This is a genomic window from Variovorax sp. YR216 (assembly GCF_900107745.1).
GTDB lineage: Bacteria > Pseudomonadota > Gammaproteobacteria > Burkholderiales > Burkholderiaceae_C > Variovorax.
This window is the reverse complement of sequence record NZ_FNRO01000003.1, coordinates 511,360-530,683: the sequence shown is the minus strand read 5'-3', so window position 1 is coordinate 530,683 and position 19,324 is coordinate 511,360. Positions and strand designations below refer to the sequence as shown.

General features: G+C 66.9%; 22 protein-coding genes. 10 read left to right on the top strand and 12 right to left on the bottom strand.

What is annotated here, in order from left to right; translation table 11 throughout:
• Window position 1: 1 nt before the first annotated feature.
• Both BLW05_RS12390 and BLW05_RS12385 read right to left on the bottom strand, forming a co-directional pair.
• Complete coding sequence (locus BLW05_RS12390) at window positions 2-646, bottom strand: 3-oxoacid CoA-transferase subunit B (protein ID WP_093162860.1); 645 nt, start codon at window positions 644-646, stop codon at window positions 2-4.
• 2 nt (window positions 647-648) lie between these two features.
• The gene (locus BLW05_RS12385; RefSeq protein ID WP_093162859.1) at window positions 649-1,350 is read right to left on the bottom strand and encodes a 3-oxoacid CoA-transferase subunit A; all 702 of its coding nucleotides are present in this window, start codon (window positions 1,348-1,350) and stop codon (window positions 649-651) included.
• 127 nt (window positions 1,351-1,477) lie between these two features.
• On the opposite strand from BLW05_RS12385, the gene BLW05_RS12380 reads away from it, so the two are divergent.
• A complete protein-coding gene (locus BLW05_RS12380; protein ID WP_093162858.1) occupies window positions 1,478-2,263 on the top strand; it encodes an IclR family transcriptional regulator domain-containing protein in 786 nt (261 codons plus the stop codon).
• Between the two features lie 9 nt (window positions 2,264-2,272).
• Here BLW05_RS12380 and BLW05_RS12375 read toward each other — a convergent pair whose 3' ends face one another.
• Entirely contained in the window at window positions 2,273-3,289 is a 1,017-nt protein-coding gene (locus BLW05_RS12375) for a Bug family tripartite tricarboxylate transporter substrate binding protein (protein WP_093162856.1), read from the bottom strand.
• A 153-nt stretch (window positions 3,290-3,442) separates the two neighbouring features.
• Here BLW05_RS12375 and BLW05_RS12370 point away from each other — a divergent pair, with 153 nt between their 5' ends.
• From BLW05_RS12370 to BLW05_RS12330, 9 genes are all read left to right on the top strand, one after another.
• Complete coding sequence (locus tag BLW05_RS12370) at window positions 3,443-4,222, top strand: FadR/GntR family transcriptional regulator (RefSeq protein WP_093162854.1); 780 nt, start codon at window positions 3,443-3,445, stop codon at window positions 4,220-4,222.
• Entirely contained in the window at window positions 4,222-4,899 is a 678-nt protein-coding gene (locus BLW05_RS12365) for an amino acid ABC transporter permease (protein WP_093162853.1), read from the top strand. The genes BLW05_RS12370 and BLW05_RS12365 overlap by 1 nt, the downstream gene beginning before the upstream one ends.
• Window positions 4,899-5,603, top strand: coding sequence for an amino acid ABC transporter permease (locus BLW05_RS12360; protein WP_093162851.1), 705 nt, complete (start codon window positions 4,899-4,901; stop codon window positions 5,601-5,603). Before BLW05_RS12365 ends, BLW05_RS12360 begins: the two co-directional genes overlap by 1 nt.
• Window positions 5,578-6,339, top strand: coding sequence for an amino acid ABC transporter ATP-binding protein (locus BLW05_RS12355; RefSeq protein WP_093162850.1), 762 nt, complete (start codon window positions 5,578-5,580; stop codon window positions 6,337-6,339). The genes BLW05_RS12360 and BLW05_RS12355 overlap by 26 nt, the downstream gene beginning before the upstream one ends.
• A 44-nt stretch (window positions 6,340-6,383) precedes the next feature.
• Window positions 6,384-7,175 (top strand): transporter substrate-binding domain-containing protein, encoded by a 792-nt coding sequence (locus BLW05_RS12350; protein WP_093162848.1) that lies wholly within the window; start codon window positions 6,384-6,386, stop codon window positions 7,173-7,175.
• 31 nt (window positions 7,176-7,206) lie between these two features.
• On the top strand, window positions 7,207-7,656 hold the full coding sequence (gene rpiB, locus BLW05_RS12345) for a ribose 5-phosphate isomerase B (RefSeq protein ID WP_093162847.1): 450 nt from the start codon (window positions 7,207-7,209) through the stop codon (window positions 7,654-7,656).
• A gap of 14 nt (window positions 7,657-7,670) precedes the next feature.
• Window positions 7,671-8,609, top strand: a complete 939-nt coding sequence (gene rbsK, locus BLW05_RS12340; RefSeq protein WP_093162845.1) for a ribokinase — start codon at window positions 7,671-7,673, stop codon at window positions 8,607-8,609.
• Window positions 8,610-8,804: 195 nt separating this feature from the next.
• Window positions 8,805-9,095, top strand: a complete 291-nt coding sequence (locus BLW05_RS12335) for a GYD domain-containing protein (protein WP_093162844.1) — start codon at window positions 8,805-8,807, stop codon at window positions 9,093-9,095.
• A 315-nt stretch (window positions 9,096-9,410) separates the two neighbouring features.
• Window positions 9,411-10,310, top strand: coding sequence for a CsgG/HfaB family protein (locus BLW05_RS12330; protein WP_093162843.1), 900 nt, complete (start codon window positions 9,411-9,413; stop codon window positions 10,308-10,310).
• A gap of 46 nt (window positions 10,311-10,356) precedes the next feature.
• On the opposite strand, the gene BLW05_RS12325 is transcribed toward BLW05_RS12330, so the two are convergent.
• From BLW05_RS12325 to BLW05_RS12285, 9 genes are read right to left on the bottom strand one after another with little or no spacing between them, the layout of a single operon-like run.
• Complete coding sequence (locus tag BLW05_RS12325; RefSeq protein ID WP_093163175.1) at window positions 10,357-11,124, bottom strand: class I SAM-dependent methyltransferase; 768 nt, start codon at window positions 11,122-11,124, stop codon at window positions 10,357-10,359.
• 36 nt (window positions 11,125-11,160) lie between these two features.
• Complete coding sequence (locus BLW05_RS12320) at window positions 11,161-12,027, bottom strand: intradiol ring-cleavage dioxygenase (protein WP_093162841.1); 867 nt, start codon at window positions 12,025-12,027, stop codon at window positions 11,161-11,163.
• A complete protein-coding gene (locus BLW05_RS12315) occupies window positions 12,011-13,096 on the bottom strand; it encodes a branched-chain amino acid ABC transporter permease (protein WP_177142631.1) in 1,086 nt (361 codons plus the stop codon). Before BLW05_RS12315 ends, BLW05_RS12320 begins: the two co-directional genes overlap by 17 nt.
• A gap of 7 nt (window positions 13,097-13,103) precedes the next feature.
• On the bottom strand, window positions 13,104-14,075 hold the full coding sequence (locus BLW05_RS12310; RefSeq protein ID WP_093162840.1) for a Bug family tripartite tricarboxylate transporter substrate binding protein: 972 nt from the start codon (window positions 14,073-14,075) through the stop codon (window positions 13,104-13,106).
• A gap of 32 nt (window positions 14,076-14,107) precedes the next feature.
• Window positions 14,108-15,715 (bottom strand): alkaline phosphatase family protein, encoded by a 1,608-nt coding sequence (locus BLW05_RS12305; protein ID WP_093162838.1) that lies wholly within the window; start codon window positions 15,713-15,715, stop codon window positions 14,108-14,110.
• Between the two features lie 6 nt (window positions 15,716-15,721).
• Entirely contained in the window at window positions 15,722-16,582 is an 861-nt protein-coding gene (locus tag BLW05_RS12300) for a branched-chain amino acid ABC transporter permease (RefSeq protein WP_093162837.1), read from the bottom strand.
• Between the two features lie 16 nt (window positions 16,583-16,598).
• Complete coding sequence (locus BLW05_RS12295) at window positions 16,599-17,300, bottom strand: ABC transporter ATP-binding protein (protein ID WP_093162836.1); 702 nt, start codon at window positions 17,298-17,300, stop codon at window positions 16,599-16,601.
• Window positions 17,297-18,016, bottom strand: coding sequence for an ABC transporter ATP-binding protein (locus tag BLW05_RS12290; RefSeq protein ID WP_093162834.1), 720 nt, complete (start codon window positions 18,014-18,016; stop codon window positions 17,297-17,299). The genes BLW05_RS12295 and BLW05_RS12290 overlap by 4 nt, the downstream gene beginning before the upstream one ends.
• Before the next feature lie 19 nt (window positions 18,017-18,035).
• Window positions 18,036-19,295 carry an ABC transporter substrate-binding protein gene (locus tag BLW05_RS12285; RefSeq protein WP_093162833.1) on the bottom strand — a complete coding sequence of 420 codons (1,260 nt, stop codon included), beginning with the start codon at window positions 19,293-19,295 and terminating at the stop codon, window positions 18,036-18,038.
• Window positions 19,296-19,324: the final 29 nt, after the last annotated feature.

Below are 19,324 nucleotides of genomic sequence, written 5' to 3'. Positions count from 1 at the left end.
TTCAGACGGCGATCGGCAGGCCGACCAGCTTTTCAAGTTCGGCATGTTCGAGGCCGTCGACCTTGTCGATCAGCTTCAGGCCAGAAGGCGTGCATTCGAGGGTCGCGAGATCGGAATACACCCGCTTCACGCAGCCGATGCCGGTCAGAGGATAGGTGCATTTCTCGACGATCTTGCTTTCACCCTTCTTGGTGAGCAGGTCCATCATGACCCAGGTCTGCTTGGCGCCGATGGCGAGGTCCATGGCGCCGCCCACGGCGGGAATCGCACCCTCTTCGCCAGTGCTCCAGTTGGCGAGGTCGCCGGTTGCGGACACCTGGAACGCGCCGAGCACGCAGATGTCGAGATGGCCGCCGCGCATCATCGCGAAGCTGTCGGCGTGATGGAAGAACGCGCCGCCCGGCAGCAGCGTGACGGGCTGCTTGCCGGCGTTGATCAGGTCGTAGTCCTCCGCGCCTTCGGCAGGCGCGGGGCCCATGCCGAGGATGCCGTTCTCGCTGTGCAGGATGACTTCGCGGCCGGCGGGCAGATGATTGGCGACGAGCGTGGGCTGGCCGATGCCGAGGTTGACGACGGCGCCGTCGAAGATGTCCTGCGCGACGCGCGCGGCGAGCTGGTCCTTGGTGCGGCGTTGATAGTTGCTCATGGTCACGCTGCCTTCTTGAAGCCGCCGGCCTGGGTGGCGACGCGGTCGATCTTGACGATCCGGTGGACGAAGATGCCGGGCGTGACGATGGTCTCGGGATCCATCTCGCCAAGTTCGGCGATCTCGTGCACGGTGGCGATGGTGCGGCTCGACGCCATCGCCATCACCGGCCCGAAGTTGCGCGCCGCCTTGCGGTACGTGAGGTTGCCCCAGCGGTCGCCGCGCTCGGCCTTGATGAGCGCGACATCGCCACGGATGGGGTATTCGAGCACGTACTGCTTGCCGTTGATCTCGCGCGTTTCGCGGTCGCCCGCGAGCTGAGTGCCGAAGCCCGTCGGGCAGAAGAAGGCGCCAATGCCCGCGCCGGCCGCGCGGATGCGCTCGGCCAGGTTGCCCTGCGGCACGAGTTCGAGTTCGAGTTTGCCGGTGCGGTAGAGCTCGTCGAAGACGTAGCTGTCGGCCTGGCGCGGGAAGCTGCAGATGATCTTGCGCACACGGCCTGCCTTGAGGAGCGCGGCCAGCCCGGTGTCGCCATTGCCTGCGTTGTTGTTGACCACCGTAAGGTCCCTGGCGCCCTGCTCGATCAGGCCGTCGATGAGCTCGCCGGGGATGCCGGCGGTGCCGAAGCCGCCGATCAGCACCGTGGCGCCGTCCTGGATGCCCGCCATCGCATCGGCGATCGAGCGCGCGATCTTGTTGATCATGAAATCTGTCTTTCGGGAAGGGAAGAAAGCCGATCGAGAACTCGAACGGGCTGGTTCGGGATGTCGTCGATTTGTTCGCTATACGAACACTTGTTCTTATAATGAATTCTAGGCAGGATCACCCCCCATGGCAACCCACAAGAAACACCCCGTTGCACCCGCACCCGGCGACAGCTACGTGCAGTCCTTCGCGCGCGGGCTGCGGGTGATCCGCTCCTTCAGCGCCACCGCGCCGCGCCAGACGCTCACCGAGGTCGCGGCTGCGAGCGGCCTCACGCGGGCGGGCGCACGCCGCATCCTGCTCACGCTGCAGACGCTGGGTTATGTGGCATCGGACGGAAAGCTCTTCAGCCTCACGCCGCGCATCCTCGACCTGGGGTTTGCGTACCTGTCGTCGATGCCGATCTGGGACCGCGCCGAGCCCGTCATGGAAGCGCTGGTGCAGCAGGTGCGTGAATCGTGCTCGGCCGCCGTGCTCGACGCGACCGACATCGTCTATGTGCTGCGCGTGCCGACGCACAAGATCATGCGCATCAGCCTCGGCGTGGGTTCGCGCCTGCCGGCCTATTGCACCTCGATGGGCCGGTTGCTGCTGGCCGACCTCGAAGATGACGAGATCCGCGAACGGCTGTCGACGTCGACGCGCGAGGCCTTCACCAAGCACACGGTGACCGACCTCGACGCGCTCTTCGCCAAGGTGATGCAGGCGCGCCGGAACGGCTGGTGCCTGGTCAACCAGGAGCTCGAGGAAGGATTGATCTCGATCGCGGCACCGATCGTCGATCGCGCCGGCCGCGCGGTCGCGGCGCTCAACATCAGCGGGCAGGCCAACCGCACCAGCGCGAAGGTGATGCAGGAGACGATGCTGCCCGCACTGCTGGATTCGGCGCGGACGATTTCGCGCCTGCTGTAGCGGCGGCGCTCAGGCGTCCGAGCGAATGCCTCGCATCAGGATCACGCCGCCGAGCTGGGTGGTGTCGGTGCGCATGCGGTAGGCCAGCGACTGTGGGGTGCCCGCATTCGCCTGCCAGCCGCCGGCCAGCAGGCGCTGCTGGACGTCGGCGGAATGGACGACCTCCACCAGCGCGGCATTGAGCCTGGCGACCGCCGTCTGCGGCAGGCTCGCGGGCGCGGCGATCGCGGTCCATATCTCGAGATCGGCGCCGCGCACATTGGCCTCGCGCAGCGTCGGCAGTTCGCCGAAGAGCGGACTGCGTTCCGGCGAGGTCACGCCCACGGCCTTGAGCTTGCCCGACTTCACATGCGGCTTGGCCAATCCGGGCGGCAGCAGCGCAAGCTGGATCTTGCCGGCGAGCATCGCCTCGATGACCTGCGGGTTGCCGGTGAAGGGCACGTGCCGCGCGCGGATGCTGGTGCGGGTCTTCAGCAGCTCCATGCCGAGGTGGCCGACGGTTCCGACGCCGGGCGTGCCGTACTCGCCCGAGTCGCCGAGATTGCGCGCCCAGAGCAGCAGCTCTTCAGGATGGGCGCCCACGGCGTCGCCCGACACCGCGAGCACCAGCGGCGCGGTGCCGATCAGGCCGACCGGCGAAAAGTCCTTCTCGGGGTCGAACGGCGTGTTCGGATTGAGCAGCCTCGCGATAGTGAGATTGCCGTTGATCAATGCGCCGATGGTGTGGTCGTCCTGCGCCTTCGCGACTTGGTCGGCCGCGAGGTTGCCGCTCGAACCGGGACGGTTCTCGACGGTCACAGGTTGCCCCAGCAGCTTGGAAAGAGGCTCCGCAATGGCACGGGCTGCGAGGTCCGGCGAGGCGCCCGCCGGAAACCCGACCAGGAGCCGCACCGGCTTGGTCGGCCAGACGCCGGGCCCGGCCGCGGGGCGCGCTGCGGCGCGCGAGCGCGACGGATCCTGGGCCCACGCACCTGAAGTGCAGAGGGCCGCAGCCATGGTTTGCAGGAGGCGGCGTTTCGTGAGCATGGGGCGGAAAAATCGCAAATCTGAAGTTACAGAACGTTACGCGACCTGAACTCCCTGACGCAAGTCAGCCCAAATGATTCGTTCTTGATAGGGGTTAACCACTAGAGGGAAATCCCCCTGCGCTTCTGGTCAGACCACTGATAAAACCACGGCATGACAACACGGACGCAGCAACCGCTGATCACCCGCGTGGCCGAGGCCGAGGGATCGGGCTTTTCGAAGGTGTTCGCCTTCTTGCGCGACCGCCTGCTCGAAGGAAGCATCCAGTCCGGCGACCGCCTGATCCCCGAACGCGAGCTCGCCGCGCAGCTCGGCGTGAGCCGCCCCATCGTTCGCGAGGCGCTCCGCGCGCTGTCGATGATGGGGGTGGTGGAGATCCGCGAGCGGGTCGGCACGGTGGTGCGCAAGCCGGATGTCTCGGTGCTCGGCGACTTCTTCGCGTTCTCGATGGCGCAACAGGCCGACATCGTCGATGACGTCATGCAGGCCCGCATCGCGATCGAGGTCCAGGCGGCCCGGCTGGCGTGTCGCCACGCCACCACCAGCGACCTGGAACGCATCGCCGCGGCGGTGGACCATATCGAGGCGACGGTGAACGATTCCGAGGAAGGCAGCCGCGCCGACTACGAATTCCATTCCGCGCTGGTGCGCGCGAGCCGCTCCGAGACGCTGTTGCAGCTCTACGCGGCGATGTCGACATTGCTGCTGCGCTCGCATCACGAACGCCGCGACGTCGTGGGCGGCGATCCGGCCATCAAGCAATACCTGGTCGAGGACCACGCCCGCATCTTCCAGGCACTCATCGCGCGCGACGAGGACCGTGCAGACCAGGTGCTGCGCAAGCATTTCAGCATCGGCGACGAATACCGCCGCAAGGCCGCCGCCGACCCGGCCGCGCGCGGCCGCCCACCGGAGCGCAAGGAACTCGCGTGATGGAACTGGACTTCGGGTCGGTGCTCGAGCGCTGGCCGCTGTTCGTCGACGGCGCCTGGCTCACGATCCGGCTGGCACTCGTCGCCACGATCTCCGGCTTCGCGATCGGCACCCTTTGCGCCGTCGGGCGACGCAGCCGCCATGCCGTGCTGTCCCGCCTCTGCGGCGGCTATGTGGAGCTCATCCGCAACACGCCGCTTCTGGTGCAGATCTTCCTCGTGTACTTCGGCCTGTCGAGCCTGGGCCTGAAACTGCCGGCCTTCACGGTCGCGGTGATCGCGCTCGCCGTCAACGCCGGCGCCTACGCGACCGAGATCATGCGCGCCGGCTTCGATTCGGTGAACCGCAGCCAGCTCGAGGCCGCCGAATGCCTCGGCCTGTCGCGGCTGCAGGTGTACTGGCATGTGGTGCTGTTCCCGGCCATGGAGCGCGTCTACCCCGCGCTCACCAGCCAGTTCGTGCTGCTGATGCTGGCCTCGTCGATCTGCTCGCAGATCTCGGTCGAAGAACTCACCGCTGTCGCCAACCACGTGCAGTCCGACACCTATCGTCCGTTCGAGACCTTCCTCATCATCGGCGCCGGCTACATCGTGCTGTCGCTGCTCATGCGACTCGGCTTCTGGGGCCTGGGCGCCCTCCTGTTCCCGCGCCGGCGCCGGCTCGGCACCGCCCTGTGATGCTCTCGACCGCCTTCAACGCCAACCACTTCACCTTCCTCCTGCAGGGGGCGATGTGGACGCTGGCGCTCTCGCTGATCGCCTTCATCGGGGGCGGGCTGGCGGCCTTCGTCGTGGCGCTGGCGCGCGTCTCGCCAAGCCGCGCGGTGCGCATCGGTTCCGGCCTGTGGGTGCAACTCGTGCAAGGCTCGCCCTTGCTGGTGATCATGTTCCTCGCCTACTTCGGCCTGCCGACGCTGGGCATCAAGGTCTCGGCGCTGCTGGCCGCGGGCGCCTCGCTCACGATCTATGTGTCGGCCTACCTGGGCGAGATCTGGCGCGCCGCGATCCAGGCGGTGCCGCGACCGCAGTGGGAGGCGGCAGAGTGCCTCGCGCTCAGCAAGACGCAGCGCATGTTCAAGGTCGTGCTGCCGCAGGCGGTCCGGCTCGCGACGCCACCCACGGTCGGGTTCATGGTGCAGATCATCAAGAACACCTCGCTCGCCTCGGTGGTCGGTTTCGTCGAACTTGCGCGCTCGGGCCAGATCATCAACAACTCGATCTTCGAGCCCTTCATCGTCTACCTCGTGATCGCGGCGATCTACTTCGCGATCTGCTATCCGCTGTCCGTCTGGAGCCGCCGCCTCGAAAGCCGGCGTGCCGCCCCTTCGCGCGCCGCGGCGACTTCCCTTTCGTCCCATGAACCCCTCCTCTCCCAATCCTGACGGCGCATCGTCGCCGGTGGTTCGCCTGCGCGACGTGCACAAGAGTTTCGGCAGCCTGAAGGTCCTGCAGGGCGTCGGCTTCGAGGTCGATCGCGGCCAGGTCACGGCGATCATCGGCCGCAGCGGCTCAGGCAAGAGCACGGCGCTGCGCTGCATCGATCGCCTCGAACGCATCGACAGCGGAGAGATCGTCGTCTGCGGTCACCGCGTGGATGCACCGGACATCGACCTGAAGGCCCTGCGGCTCGACGTCGGCATCGTCTTCCAGAGCTACAACCTCTTTCCGCACCTCACCATCGAGCAGAACATCACGCTCGCGCCGCGCTCTGCCAAGGGGCTGTCCAAGGCCGAGGCGAAATCCATCGCACTCGACGTGCTCGCCAAGGTCGGCCTGTCGGACAAAGCCTCGTACTACCCCGAGCAGCTCTCGGGCGGCCAGCAGCAGCGCGTGGCCATCGCACGATCGCTCGCGATGCAGCCCAAGGTGATGCTGTTCGACGAAGTGACCTCGGCGCTCGACCCCGAACTCACGGGCGAAGTGCTGCGCGTGATCGAAGACCTCGCAGCCGGCGGCATGACGATGGTCATGGTCACGCACGAGATGGCCTTCGCGCGCAAGGTCGCGGACCAGATCGTGTTCATGCACAAGGGCAAGGTCTGGGAGCGTGGCGGCCCCGAGATTCTTTCCGAACCCCGGACCGCCGAGTTGCGGCAATTCGTCGCCAGCGACCTCTAGGCTGGCTTTCCCGAGCATTCCCAAAGACCAAGGAGACATACCTGATGAAAGCGCACCGTTCCCTTCTGACCCTGTTGGCAGCCGCCTGCCTGACCCTCGCAAGCGCAGCCCACGCCGACCTGCTCGACGACGTGATGAAGGCGAAGAAGATCCGCATCGCCACCGACTTCTCGATCCCGCCGTCGGGCATGCTCGACAAGGACCTCAAGCCGGTCGGCTCCGATGTCGAGACGGCGCAGCTGCTGGCCAAGGACTGGGGCCTGGAGCTCGAATTCGTGCAGACCACCGGCGCGACCCGCATCCCGAACCTGCAGACCGGCAAGGCGGACATCGTGGTGTCGACCCTCTCGGTGACGCCGGAGCGCCAGAAGGTCATCGACTTCTCGAAGCCCTACGCAGCCCTCGTCTCCATGATCGGCGCGCGCAAGGACCTGCCGATCAAGGACTGGGCCGACCTCAAGGGCCAATCCGTCACCGTGACGCGCGGCACCACGCAGGACACCGAGCTCACCGCCATGGCGAAGGACAAGGACTTCAAGGTCGTGCGCTATGACGACGACGCGACCATGGTCACCGCCGGCGTCAGCGGCCAGGCCGATATCGTCTCCACTTCGGTGACGATCATGAACCAGATCACGGCAAAGAACCCGCAACGGCCCTTCGAGCAGAAGATCGTGCTGCGCAACCTCGACCTCGCCATCGGCGTGAAGAAGGGCGAGGAGCGCATGGTCGCCAAGCTCAACGAGTGGGTGACGGCCAACCTCAAGAATGGCAAGCTCAACGCCATCTACAAGAAGTACCACGGCAGCGACCTGCCGGCGAGCATGCTCCCCTGAACTCCATCACAAGAGAAAGAAAGAAGAACCCATGCGTCTCGTCATCGGATCGGACCACGCAGGCTGGATGCTGAAAGGCGTCGTGGTCGACCACATCAGGAAGCTCGGCCACGAGGTCATCGACGTCGGCAGCCATGACGACCAGCCGGTCGACTTTCCCGACATCGCACGCGCCGTGGCGGCGAAGATCGTGGCCGGCGATGTAGAGCGCGGCATCATGGTGTGCGGCACCGGCGTGGGCGCGTCGATCGCCGCCAACAAGATGAAGGGCATCCGCGCGGCGGTCTGCCACGACGTCCACTCGGCCCACCAGTCGGTCGAGCACGACGACGTGAACGTCATGTGCCTGGGCGCCCAGATCGTGGGGCCCTGGCTGGCGACGGACCTGATCACGGCGTACCTGGATGCCCGCTTCGCGAGCGAGGACGAGGACTTCCGGCGCCGCGTCGAAAAACTCCACGCGATGGACGCCGAAGCCTAAGCAGGGTGCGCACCATGCCTGATATCGCCGTCTTCGGCAGCCTCAACATGGACCTGGTGGTCCGTGTGCCGCGCGTTCCCGACGCCGGCGAAACCCTGCAGGCGCACAGCTTCATGACCAACCCGGGCGGCAAGGGCGCGAACCAGGCCGTGGCGTGTGCGCGGCAAGGCGCCGGTGTCGCGATGGTCGGGCGCGTGGGCGACGATTCGTTCGGCCACGCACTGAAGGCGTCGCTCGCGGCCGATGCCATCGAAACGGGGCACGTGGCGACGGCGCCCGCATCGACCGGCGTGGCGCTGATCATGGTCGACGACAGCGCGCAGAACCGCATCTCGCTCATCCCGGGCGCCAACGCCTTCGTGGGCGACGAAGACATTGCGCGGCTGGAAGACGACCTCGCGTCCGCGCGGCTGCTGTTGCTGCAGCTCGAAGTGCCGATGGAAGCCGTGCTGAAGGCCGCGACGCTCGCACACGCGAAGGGTTGCACCGTGGTGCTGAATCCGGCACCGGCCCAAAGCCTGCCTGACGCGATGTGGGGCCTGCTCGACCTGCTGGTGCTGAACGAGACCGAAGCCGCGCTCCTGTGCGGCCTGGCGGTCCACGACGTCGCCAGCGCCGCACGCGCCGCCGACGCGCTGCATCGACGCGGACCGCCACAGGTGATCCTCACGATGGGCGGCGAAGGCGTCGTGGTCTGCGACGCCTCGGGCTGCCGCCACTTCGGCGCGCTGAAAGTGCACGCGGTCGACACCACGGCCGCGGGCGACACCTTCATCGGCGCACTCTGCGCCGCACTCGCGCGAGGCGAAAGCATGGATGCCGGCATCGCCATCGGCATCCAGGCCGCGGCGCTGTGCGTGACGCGCGCGGGCGCGCAGGCGTCGATCCCGCATCGCAGCGAACTCCAGGCGCTCGCCAAGGTCGACTGTCCCACCCTTGTGACGCTTCGCTGAAAGTCTGGCGCGGCGACTGCCGCAGGTCTAGACTTGTTGCCCCTCATCTGCCGGCGCATCACGAGACGCGATGCGCAGCCACCCGTCAGGTCAGCCAACCGCTTGCATCCGGGGACCGCGGCCCGAGCTCATCCCCTCCACCGGCCCGTGCCGCAGCCGCGGCGACCGGGCATTCACTGCAACGAGGGCAGCACCATGGCCACTTTCATCTCGCTCGTCAACTTCACCGACCAGGGCATCCGCAATGTGAAGGAATCGCCGAACCGCGCCGAAGCCTTCAAGGGACTGGCCACCAAGCTGGGCCTCACCGTGAAGAGCATGTACTGGACCTCGGGCTCCTACGACCTGGTGCTCGTGACCGAAGGCACCGATCAGGCGGCCATGGCCACGCTGCTCAGTGTCGGTTCGCTCGGCAACGTGCGTTCGCAGACGCTGCTCGCCTACTCCGCGGACGAGATCAAGAAGATCATTGCGCTGATGCCCTGAACTTCAGGCCGGCCGAACGGCCGTGTACTCGGAGAAGATGCCGAGTTCGGTGTGGCGCATCGGCTCTTCTCGCCCAGGAAGTCTTCGACAAGCATCGGTCAACTGACCGATGGTCGCCCGATGTGTGGCTGCACCGAGGCATAGCGGCAATTTCAGATTGTTCTCAATGCCCAACAGCCTTCCCCCTGCCTAGGATCGCCCACTCTGGTCTGGGCGCCGACGGCTCCAGAGCTCCGTCGCCGGACTCGTACCACCACGCTTCAACGTGCTTGGCCGCAGTGGCCGAGAACGTCGGGCGATCCATCTCGCATGACCATGACTTTCACACGACTTCCCCTCGCGGCCGCCGCCTTGGCAGGCCTCTTCGCACTGGCCGGGTGCCAGACCACCGACATGCAACTCGGAAGCCAGGGCGCCAAGACGGTCGCCACCGGAAGCGCCGCGGGCACGGCCACTGCCGACGCAAACAGCCAGCTCGAACGATGCAGTTCACCGCTCGGCACGGTGTCGCTGACTGAAAACCAGTCGGCCGGTTGGTACACGGTCCTACGCGACGAATACAAGCTGCCGCCGACGGCCACCCTCCTGCGGCTCCTCGTGCAGCAGTCCAACTGCTTCGTGGTGGTCGAACGTGGCGCTGCCGGCATGAATGCCATGGGCCGCGAGCGAGCACTGATGGAATCCGGCGAGATGCGCAAAGGCAGCAACTACGGCAAAGGCCAGTTGGTCGCTGCCGATTACGGACTGTCGCCCGAGATTGTCTTTAGCAACAGCGACGCTGGCGAGATGGGTGCGGCGCTCGGCGGCTTGGTCGGGGGGCGCTACGGCAGCATGATCGGAAGAGTCGGTGGCTCCCTCAAGACCAAGGAAGCCTCCACGCTGCTAACGCTGGTCGATCAGCGCTCGGGTGTCCAAATCGCTGCTGCCGAGGGCAGTGCGTCCAAGACCGACTTCGCCGGTCTTGGCGCGCTTGGCGGCGCAAGCGCGGCCGGCCGGATCGGCGGCTACGTCAACACGCCACAGGGCAAGGTGATCGCAGCAGCCTTCATGGACTCCTTCAACCAGATGGTTCGTTCACTGCGGGAATACAAGGCGCAAACGGTGGACGGGCAAGGACTTGGCGGCGGCGGTCGCCTGGCTGTCGACGGCGCGGCAGGTCCGTCGGATACCAATGCACCCGGCGCGCAGTCTGTCAAGGGCAAGCGGCGCCGCTGAAGGCCGTGGACCGGAGGAGCGCAGGGGCGGTGCCGGGCTACGGCGCTCAGACTGGCTTGACCGCCGTGTACTCCGAGAAGACGCCTAGCTCGGTGTGGCGGTTCACCTGCTCGAAGCCTGCATCGCGCAGTGCCTCGAGCACAAGGTTCGGAACGATGCACGCCTCGATCGTGTCCCAGTAGTAGCGCCAGAGTTCCGCCGTATCGTGCCGATGCGCCACCACCTTGGCGATCACCGGCACCACGGTGCGCATGTAGGCCTTGAGCACCGCCGTGCCGACGCGGCCTGCCGGCTTGGTGATTTCGAGCACCACCAGCCGACCGCCCGGACGCAACACACGGAAGAACTCCGCGAAAGCCGAATGCACGTCGGAGATGTGCCGCAACGCGTAGCCCATGCTGACGAAGTCGCAGCTCGCGTCGGGACGCGGAATCGATTCGGCACGGCCCTGCACCAGTTCCACGCCGGGCAGCGACACCTCGCCCATCATGCCGGGGCTCGGGTCCACACCGACGAGCCGGCCCTGCGGCCCGATCAGCTTGAGCGCCTCGCGTGCGACGAGGCCGGTGCCGATGCCGACGTCAAGCACCTCGGCGCCCTCGCCCAGCCCGGCACGCTGCAGCGCCGAACGCCGGTACCAGGGGCCCGACCCCATCGCGAGCACGCGCTCGATGCGGTCGTAGTCGGGCGCGGTGTCGTCGAAGATGCGACGCAGGAACCGCTGATGGTCGGCTTCGTCGCCGTAATAGTCGTGCAGCGGCGCGTGCGGTAGCAGCACCTCGTTCGAAACAGCGGTCTGATGCGATTCCTGCATGCGGGCCATTATGGCGATCCGCCCAGCAGGCGTCGATCAGGTCGGACTGGGCTCCAGCACGAAATCGAACGCCAGCGTGTGGAAAGGCCTTGCCTGCACGCTGCCGTCAGGCGCCACGCCGCCGGGGTGCGATTCGAAGTTGCCGATCAGCGAACTGCGCACGCCGAACACCGCGTCGCTGTCGAGGTAGGCATCGTCGCCGCGGAACACATGCGTGATCAGCGTTTCGTAGCCCGGCGCCTGGATCATGAAGTGCACATGTGCCGGACGCCACGGATGCCGCTTCGTGGCCTTGAGCATCACACCCACCGGCCCGTCGGTCGGGATCGGATAGGCCACCGGCAACACGCCACGGAACCACAGGCGGCCCTCGGAATCGGTGCGGAACACCGCGCGCCCCTGTGGCCAGTCGAGCCCGGCGCGCTGCACGTCGTAGAAGCCTTCGGCATCGGCTTCCCAGACGTCGACCTGGGCGTTGGAGACAGGCTCGCCGTCGCGTCCGCGCACGGTCGCGTTGACGAACAACGGCTCGCCCCTGGCGCCGCCCGAGATGTCATCGCCCAGCGCGAGCTCCGGCGCGCCCGGCACGTGGAACGGACCGAACACGGTCGCTTCGGTGGCCTGCGCGCTCTTCGCGTGATTGAGCGCGACGACGAGCATCGAGAGCCCCAGCGTGTCCGACAGCAGGATGAACTCCTGCCGCTTGTCGGTGCACTTCTGCCCGGTCGCGGTCAGGAACCCGATGCCCTCGGCCCATTCGGCCTCGGTCAGTTTCACCTCGCGCGCGAAGTCATGCATGTGACGCACCAGCGCCGACATGATCTCCTTGAGGCGAGGATTCGGGCACTCCGCCATGCGCTCGAGCACGGCGGGCGTGATGGTGTCTTCATTGATGTTTCGCATGGGCGTGAAACTCCAGGTGGGATGCATTGGACGACGAGGTCGCCGGGATGGCGCGCTTCGGCAGGGCTGCCTCGCGCAGTACCAGACGCCGCTGCGTCGGGAAGAGCGACCAGCCCCAGCGCTGCTGAGCGAAGCCCCACAGCCCCTGCTTGAAGAAGATGGTGGTCACGATCGCAAGCAGGCCGAGTCCGAGCAGATACCAGGTGCCGTAGTCGCTCAGGAACTTGTTGAGCGCCCAGAAGATGACCGCGCCGACGATCGGCCCCTCGATGCGCCCGATGCCGCCGATCACCACCATGAAGATCGCGAACGCGGTCCAGTTGACGCTGAAGGCTGCATCGGGGCTGATGCGCAGGTTGCCGACGAAGTAGAGCGCACCCGCCAGCCCCGCGCCGAAGGCCGCGACCACGTACACCGCGAGCTTCATCCGCGCGACCGGGATGCCCTGCGACTCCGCCGCCACCTCGTTGTCGCGGATCGCCAGCAGCGCGAGCCCGCGCTTGCTGCGCAGGAACAGATAGACCAGCGCGATGGCCGCGACCACGCAGGCCAACGCCATCCAGTAGGTGACGCTTTCGCGCGTGGCTTTCTCGATGCCGCGCAGCGCGGTCAGCGTGGTGCCCGAACCGCCGCCCACTGCCGAGACGTTGGCGAAGCTGAGCCTGAACACCTCCGCGATCACCCAGGTGCCGATCGCGAAATAGCCCCCCGACAGGCGGAACGCGACGAACGACACCGGCACCGCGATCAGCCCCGCCGCGAGCGCGCCGAGCGGAATCGCGACGAACGGATTGAGCCCCGCGAAGTTGCCGAGGATCAGCATCACATAGCCCCCGAAGCCGAAGAAGGCCTGCTGACCGATGCTCACCATGCCGCCATAGCCCGCGAGCAGGTTCCACATCATCGCGAAGATGAAGTAGCAGGCGATCTCGACGAACTCGCGCATCCAGCTCGATTCGCCCCAGAACGGCAGGCTCGCGGCGAGCAGCGCAAGCACGACGCCGACGACGCCCGCCATACGGCTCATGGCCGTGGCGCGCTCGACCGAGAAAGGAAGCGACGGCGTCATGGCAGGCTCAGTCCAGTTGCAGGTTGGTGCGCTCGGCCACCTTGGCCCAGCGCTGGCTCTCGGTCTGCAGGCGCTGCGCGGCCTCCTTGGGCGTGTTCGCGAGCGGCTCCAGGTCCAGCGCCGCGAGGCGCTCTCGCACCTCGGGCGCGGACAGCGCCTTCGCCACTTCGACCTGCAGCCGGTCGACCACCGCGGGCGGCGTCGAGCGCGGCATCGCCATCATTTCGGCAAAGCTCGCCTCATAACCCTTGGCGCCGGCCTCGGCGGCCGTGGGCACGGAAGGCTGGCTCGCGAGCCGCTTCGAGCCCGACACCACGATCGGTACCAGCTTGCCGTCCTTGATCAGCGGACCGACCACCGGCGACGCGAGGAAACCGCAGGGCACCGTGCCGCCCAGCACATCCTGCATCGCGGGGCTCGGCCCCCGATAGGCCACATGCTGCATGTTCGCGCCGGTCGTCGAAAGCAGCATCTCCATCGCCATGTGGCCGGGCACGCCGGGGCCGCCCGAGGCGTAGCTCATCGGCGTCTTCTTCGCGGCGGCGAGCAGTTCCGGCAGTGTCTTCACGCCGACGGAGGGATGACAGACCAGCTCCTGGCTGAAGCTCGCGAGCTGCGTCACCGGCACGAAGTCCTCCATCGGCTTGAAACTCAGCTTCTTGTAGAGGTGGGGGTTGATGGTGAGCATCGTGTCCGGCCCTACCAGCACCGTGTGCGAATCGTTGGCGCGCAGCACTTCCTGCATGCCGATGTTGCCGCCGGCGCCGGGCTTGTTATCGACCACCACGGGTTGGCCCAAAGCCTTCTGCAGGCTCGGCTGGATCAGGCGCGAAACGATGTCGCCCGGCGCGCCGGCCGGAAAGGCGACCACGAGGCGCACCGGCTTGGTCGGCCACGCCGCATCGGCGGCCGCGGCGCCGAACGGCAGCATCGCAGCGGCGGCGAGCGCGGCGGTCAGGGGTCTGGCAATGAAACGCATGGAGTCTCCGTTGTGGGTTGTCGTCGCGGCGCTCACCACGCGCCGATGAGAATGCCGGCCTCTCGCTCGCGCCTGTTCCAGGCCTCGATCGCGGCCGGCGCGATGGTGGGAAAACGGTGGCGGGCGCGCAGCCAGGCGAAGAGACGCGCGAGCATCTGTTCGCGCACCGCCGCGTGCGCCGGGTCGCGTCCGAGATCGACCAACTCGTGCGGATCGGCCTCCAGGTCGAACAGCATCGGCGGCAGGTCCTCGAAGTGAACGAACTTCCACCGACGGTCACGCAGCATCGTCATGTGGCAACGGTCGACCGGCTGGCCGATCGGCAAACGCACCGCGTCGCGGAAGGCGTAGCTGTTCTCGCAGACGACGAAGTCCTTGCCTTTCGCACCTTCATGCGCGTGCACCAGCGGCAGCAGCGATTCGCCTTCGAGCCACTGCGAAGGCCGCTCGATGCCCAGCGCTTCGAGCACCGTCGGCACGATGTCGATGCACTCCACCAGCGCATCGCTGACGCTGCCGCGCGAGGCATCCGCCTCGGCACGCGGATCAGCCACGATCAGCGGCACGCGCACGATCGGTTCGTGGAACAGCTCCTTCTCGCCGAGCCAGTGATCGCCGAGGTAGTCGCCGTGGTCGCTGGTGAAGACGATCAGCGTCTCGCGGTCCAGCCCCTGCTCGCGCATGAAGGCGAACAGGCGGCCCAGCTGGTCGTCGACCTGCTTGACCAGGCCCATGTAGGTCGGGATCACGGTGCGACGCACTTCGTCGCGGCTGAAGCTCTCGCTCGCGGTGTCGCGACGGAATCCTTCGAGGACCGGATGCGCGTTCTGCCGCTCGGCTTCGCTGCGCACGGCGGGCCGCACCTCGTCGGGTCCGTACATGTGGTGGTACGGCGCAGGAACGACGTAAGGCCAGTGCGGCTTGATGTACGACAGATGCAGCACCCACGGCGTATCGCCGGCCTGCTTCATGAAGTCGATCGCGCGGTCGGTCGTGTAGGGTGTCTCGCTGTGAGGCTCCTCGATCGCCGCAGGCTTGTCGGCCCAGCGCATCTGCCAGCCGCTGAGGATCTCTCCGTTCGGCCCACGACCGGAGTTCGCGAAGTCGTGCCACGGGTTGTCCGACACATAGCCACGCTCGCGCAGCCAGTCGCAATACGCATTGCCGCTGACCTTGAAGCCCGGTGGCCAGATGCCGTCGTCGCGCGCATAGGGCTCGAAGCCGCCTTCCATCGCGAGGCGTCCTTCGCCTTGCGTGACATCGATGCCGAGCCGCTTCGCGCCTTCGACGTCAGCTTCCACGTGTGTCTTGCCCACCAGCGCGCACCGCACGCCATGCGGCCGAAGATGCTCGCCAAGCGTCTTCTGGCCGACCGAGAGCGGCACGAAGTTCCACATCGCGCCGTGCGTGCTGACATAGCGCCCGGTGTAGGTCGACATGCGCGATGCCCCGCAGACCGAGCCCTGCACATAGGCGCGATCGAATCGAACGCCACGCGCCGCGAGTGCATCGATGTTCGGCGTGAGCAGGCGCGGATGGCCATAGCACGAGAGGTAGTCCGCGCGCAGCTGGTCGCACATGATGAACAGCACGTTGCGCAGCGGGCGGGACGAGGAGGTCGAGGAGGAGTTGCCGGTCATGTCCGTTCAGCCCACGGTCTTGGGGAAAAGCCCCTGCGGCCGCAACACCAGCACGCCCAGGAACACCAGATGTCCGACCCAGATGCCCCAGCCCGGATCGAGACGGAAGCCGATCTGCTGCGTAATTCCGAGGATCATCGCGCCGGCCAGCGTTCCCCAGAAGGAGCCCATGCCGCCGATGATCACGGCCTCGAACGCAAAGAGCAGCAGCAGCGGGCCGTCGGAAGGCGACACCGTCGTGCGCATGCCCTGCAGCGCGCCGGCGATGGCGATCAGCACGAAGGCGATGGCGGTCGCGAGCGCATAAACCTTCTTCGCGTTGAGACCCATGAGCTCGGCGATCTCGCGGTCGTCCGACACCGCGCGGAACGAACGCCCGAGCGCGGTGTTCGCGAACAGCCATTGCAGGCCGCCCGTCGCCACGAGCGCGACCGCGAGCACGATCAGCGGCAGCACGCCCACCGACAGCGATTCGCCCAGGTGCAGGCCCTGCGTGTTGAGCCCGCCGGTCTCGATCGAGCGCGGGTCGGCGGAGAACAGCTCCAGCAGCAGGTTCTGGATCACGATCGAGAGCCCGAAGGTCACGACCAGCGAGGGCAGCGGGTCCTTGCCCAGCGTGCCGTTGAGCACGTATCGTTGCAGCACGTAGCCGAAGCCGAAGGCCACCGGCAGCACCGCGAGCGTGATGAGAAGCGGCGCGTCGCCGAAGAGCGTAGTGCCCGCGATCACCGCGAAGGCGCCGAGGATGATGAAGTCCCCTTGCGCGGTATTGGTCAGGCGCATCACGCCGAACATCAGCGACTGCCCGAGCGCGAACAGCGTGTAGAGCCCGCCTAGCAGCACGCCCTGGACGATGGTTTCAAGCACTTCGATGACTCCCCGCTCACAGCCCGAAATAGGCCTGCGAAATCTGCTCGCGCGTGAGCGCATCCGAGCGCCCCTGCAGCGATACGCGTCCTTCCTGCAGGCAGTAGATGCGCTTCGACACGCGCTGCGCCATGGTCACGTCCTGTTCGACGATCACGACCGTCATGCCTTCACGGACCAGCGTCGGCATCGCGGCGTATATCTCATGGATCACGATCGGCGCGAGGCCGAGCGAGAGCTCGTCGCACAGCAGCACCTCGGGGTTGCTCATCAGCGCACGGCCGAGCGCGACCATCTGCTGCTGGCCGCCCGAGAGCGCGGTGCCGGGGTTTTGGCGCTTCTCGGCCAGGATCGGGAACAGCTCGTAGACGCGCTGCAGGTTCCACGGCCCCTTGCGCGCGGTGAGTCCGCCCATCTGCAGGTTCTCTTCCACGCTCAGGCTCGGGAACAGACGGCGGCCTTCCGGCACCATTGCGAGCCCGCGACGCACGATGTCGCCCGGCGGGAGGCCGCCGATGGCCTCGCCCTTGAAGTGGATGGCCTCGCGCGGTGCGCGCACCAGCCCCGTGAGGCACTTGAGCAAGGTCGACTTGCCCGCGCCGTTCGCGCCGATGACCGCGACCACCTCGCCCTGCGAGAGCGAGAAGTCGATGCCGAAAAGCGCCTGTGCGTCGCCGTAGAAGGCCTTCAGCCCTTGTGTCGCGAGCAATGCGGTCATGCCTCCACCCCCATGTACACGCGCCGCACTTCGGGGTCGTTCATCACCGCATGCGGCTCGCCTTCAGCGAGCTTCTGGCCGAAGTTGATGACGAAGAGCCGGTCGGCCAGCGAGAGCAAGGCATGCACCACATGCTCGATCCAGATCATGGTCACGCCGCGCGCCTTGATCTGCTTCAACTCCTCGACGAGTTGCTTCGCCTCGGGCTCGGTGAGTCCGCCCGCGATCTCGTCGAGAAGCAGAAGCTTGGGCCGCGTGGCAAGTGCACGTGCGAGTTCGAGGCGCTTGCGGTCCAGCAGCGTGAGCCCGCCGGCCGGTTTGTTGGCGTGCGGCATGAGGCCGGTCTGCGCGAGCACTTCGTGCGCGGTCTGCCAGGCGTCCTGCTCACGCTCTTGCGCGCCGAAGCACGCGGCGGTCACGAGGTTCTCGAACACGGTCATGTTGCCGAAGGGCTGCGGCACCTGGTAGCTGCGGCCGATGCCCGCGTGGCAGCGCTGGTGCGGTTTGAGCGCGGTCACGTCGTGGCCTTCGTATTCCACGCGACCCGCGTCCACGCGCGCGTCGCCCGAGATCAGGTTGAACAGCGTGGTCTTGCCCGCGCCGTTGGGGCCGAGGATGCCCAGCGTCTCGCCTTCGGTTACCGCGAGCGAGATGTCGTCGGTGACCTTGAGCGCGCCGTAGGACTTGCTCACGGCATGGAGGGCGAGAAGGGGCATCGCTTCGGCTCCTCGTGGTTCAGCTCGGCATCGGGCGCAAGGTGCCGCCGGTCGGAATGTTGGGCGCAGCCTCGTTGCTCACGATGGTGAGCTCGTACTTGAACTTCTTGCCCTTGCCCCACTGGCCCAGCACCAGCGGCGTCTTGCTGACGTTCTTGAACGGGCCCTGCCCGCCCCACTTCACCGGCCCGACGACGGTGTCGAGCGAGGTCGCGGCCACCGCGTCGCGCACATCCGCGGCCTTCGTCGACTTGGCGCGCGAGAGCGAATTGGCCGCCACCTCGAAGAGCGCATGCGCAAAACCGATCGGCTGCGTCCACTGCTTCTTCGCGCCGGCCTCATAGGCTTCGGAAAGCGACTTCGCGCTCTGCTTCGTCAGGCTCGACGTGAACGGGTGCGACGGGCTCCACCACACTTCGGTCGATAGACCATCACCCAGATCGCCGAGCGCCTCGATCGCGCCCGGGAACAGCAGCGCCTTGCCGAGCGTGATGATCTTCGGCCGAAAGCCCTGTTGCCGCGCCTGCGTGAGGAAGGTCTTCGCGTCGGGCGGGATCACCACGCCGGTGACGATCTCCACGCCGCCGTTCTTGAAGGCCGCGATCTGCGCGCTGAAATCCTGCGTGCCGTTCTGGAAGCGCCCCGGATCGAGCAGCGTGAAGCCCATTTGCGTGAGCGGCTTCGGAAAGCCCAGCTCCTTGTCGCCCCAGGCGTTGCCGTCGCCATCGTTCGGGAACAGGCCGCCGACCTTCTTGTTGGTCGGCACCGTCTTCCAGCCGTTGGTGAAGTTGGCGATGACGTCCTCCAGCCCCCAGAAGAGGTGGTAGGTCCAGTCGAAGCCCTTCGCCGGATCGCCCTTGCGGCCGAAGAACCACGGCTGCCACGGCACCACGCTGGAGATGCACGGCAGCTCGTTGAGCTCGCAGGCATCGCTGACCGGATTCGCGGTCTCGGGCGTCCCGGCCGTGAGCACCAGCGCGACCTTGTCCTTGAGGATGAGGTCGTTCGCGACCTCGCCCGCCCGGTTCGGGTTGGACTGGCTGTCCTTGAGCACGATCTGCACCGCGTACTTCTTGCCGCCGATCGGGATGCCGTCCTTGAAGGCGGTCTTCATCTGGTCGATGACCCACTTGTCGGCCTCGCCGAACGGCGCGAGCGGCCCGGTCTGCGGCGACACGTAGCCGATCTTGATGGTGTCGGCCGCGAAGGCATGCGGCACGGCACTGGTGGCGGCCAGCGCGGCGGCGGCCTGGGTGAACTGCCTGCGATTCAATGTCATGGTCGTCTCCTTTTCTGTTCTTTCTCTTC

What these genes read in the sequence shown, in the direction of transcription:
- BLW05_RS12290 (WP_093162834.1), bottom strand. Translation starts at nt 18,016, where the DNA reads ATGCCCCTTCTCGCCCTCCATGCCGTGAGCAAGTCCTACGGCGCGCTC.
- rpiB (WP_093162847.1), top strand. Translation starts at nt 7,207, where the DNA reads ATGCGTCTCGTCATCGGATCGGACCACGCAGGCTGGATGCTGAAAGGC.
- BLW05_RS12390 (WP_093162860.1), bottom strand. Translation starts at nt 646, where the DNA reads ATGAGCAACTATCAACGCCGCACCAAGGACCAGCTCGCCGCGCGCGTC.
- BLW05_RS12325 (WP_093163175.1), bottom strand. Translation starts at nt 11,124, where the DNA reads ATGCAGGAATCGCATCAGACCGCTGTTTCGAACGAGGTGCTGCTACCG.
- BLW05_RS12355 (WP_093162850.1), top strand. Translation starts at nt 5,578, where the DNA reads ATGAACCCCTCCTCTCCCAATCCTGACGGCGCATCGTCGCCGGTGGTT.
- BLW05_RS12385 (WP_093162859.1), bottom strand. Translation starts at nt 1,350, where the DNA reads ATGATCAACAAGATCGCGCGCTCGATCGCCGATGCGATGGCGGGCATC.
- BLW05_RS12310 (WP_093162840.1), bottom strand. Translation starts at nt 14,075, where the DNA reads ATGCGTTTCATTGCCAGACCCCTGACCGCCGCGCTCGCCGCCGCTGCG.
- BLW05_RS12335 (WP_093162844.1), top strand. Translation starts at nt 8,805, where the DNA reads ATGGCCACTTTCATCTCGCTCGTCAACTTCACCGACCAGGGCATCCGC.
- rbsK (WP_093162845.1), top strand. Translation starts at nt 7,671, where the DNA reads ATGCCTGATATCGCCGTCTTCGGCAGCCTCAACATGGACCTGGTGGTC.
- BLW05_RS12365 (WP_093162853.1), top strand. Translation starts at nt 4,222, where the DNA reads ATGGAACTGGACTTCGGGTCGGTGCTCGAGCGCTGGCCGCTGTTCGTC.
- BLW05_RS12315 (WP_177142631.1), bottom strand. Translation starts at nt 13,096, where the DNA reads ATGACGCCGTCGCTTCCTTTCTCGGTCGAGCGCGCCACGGCCATGAGC.
- BLW05_RS12330 (WP_093162843.1), top strand. Translation starts at nt 9,411, where the DNA reads ATGACTTTCACACGACTTCCCCTCGCGGCCGCCGCCTTGGCAGGCCTC.
- BLW05_RS12285 (WP_093162833.1), bottom strand. Translation starts at nt 19,295, where the DNA reads ATGACATTGAATCGCAGGCAGTTCACCCAGGCCGCCGCCGCGCTGGCC.
- BLW05_RS12295 (WP_093162836.1), bottom strand. Translation starts at nt 17,300, where the DNA reads ATGACCGCATTGCTCGCGACACAAGGGCTGAAGGCCTTCTACGGCGAC.
- BLW05_RS12380 (WP_093162858.1), top strand. Translation starts at nt 1,478, where the DNA reads ATGGCAACCCACAAGAAACACCCCGTTGCACCCGCACCCGGCGACAGC.
- BLW05_RS12360 (WP_093162851.1), top strand. Translation starts at nt 4,899, where the DNA reads ATGCTCTCGACCGCCTTCAACGCCAACCACTTCACCTTCCTCCTGCAG.
- BLW05_RS12375 (WP_093162856.1), bottom strand. Translation starts at nt 3,289, where the DNA reads ATGCTCACGAAACGCCGCCTCCTGCAAACCATGGCTGCGGCCCTCTGC.
- BLW05_RS12350 (WP_093162848.1), top strand. Translation starts at nt 6,384, where the DNA reads ATGAAAGCGCACCGTTCCCTTCTGACCCTGTTGGCAGCCGCCTGCCTG.
- BLW05_RS12370 (WP_093162854.1), top strand. Translation starts at nt 3,443, where the DNA reads ATGACAACACGGACGCAGCAACCGCTGATCACCCGCGTGGCCGAGGCC.
- BLW05_RS12305 (WP_093162838.1), bottom strand. Translation starts at nt 15,715, where the DNA reads ATGACCGGCAACTCCTCCTCGACCTCCTCGTCCCGCCCGCTGCGCAAC.
- BLW05_RS12320 (WP_093162841.1), bottom strand. Translation starts at nt 12,027, where the DNA reads ATGCGAAACATCAATGAAGACACCATCACGCCCGCCGTGCTCGAGCGC.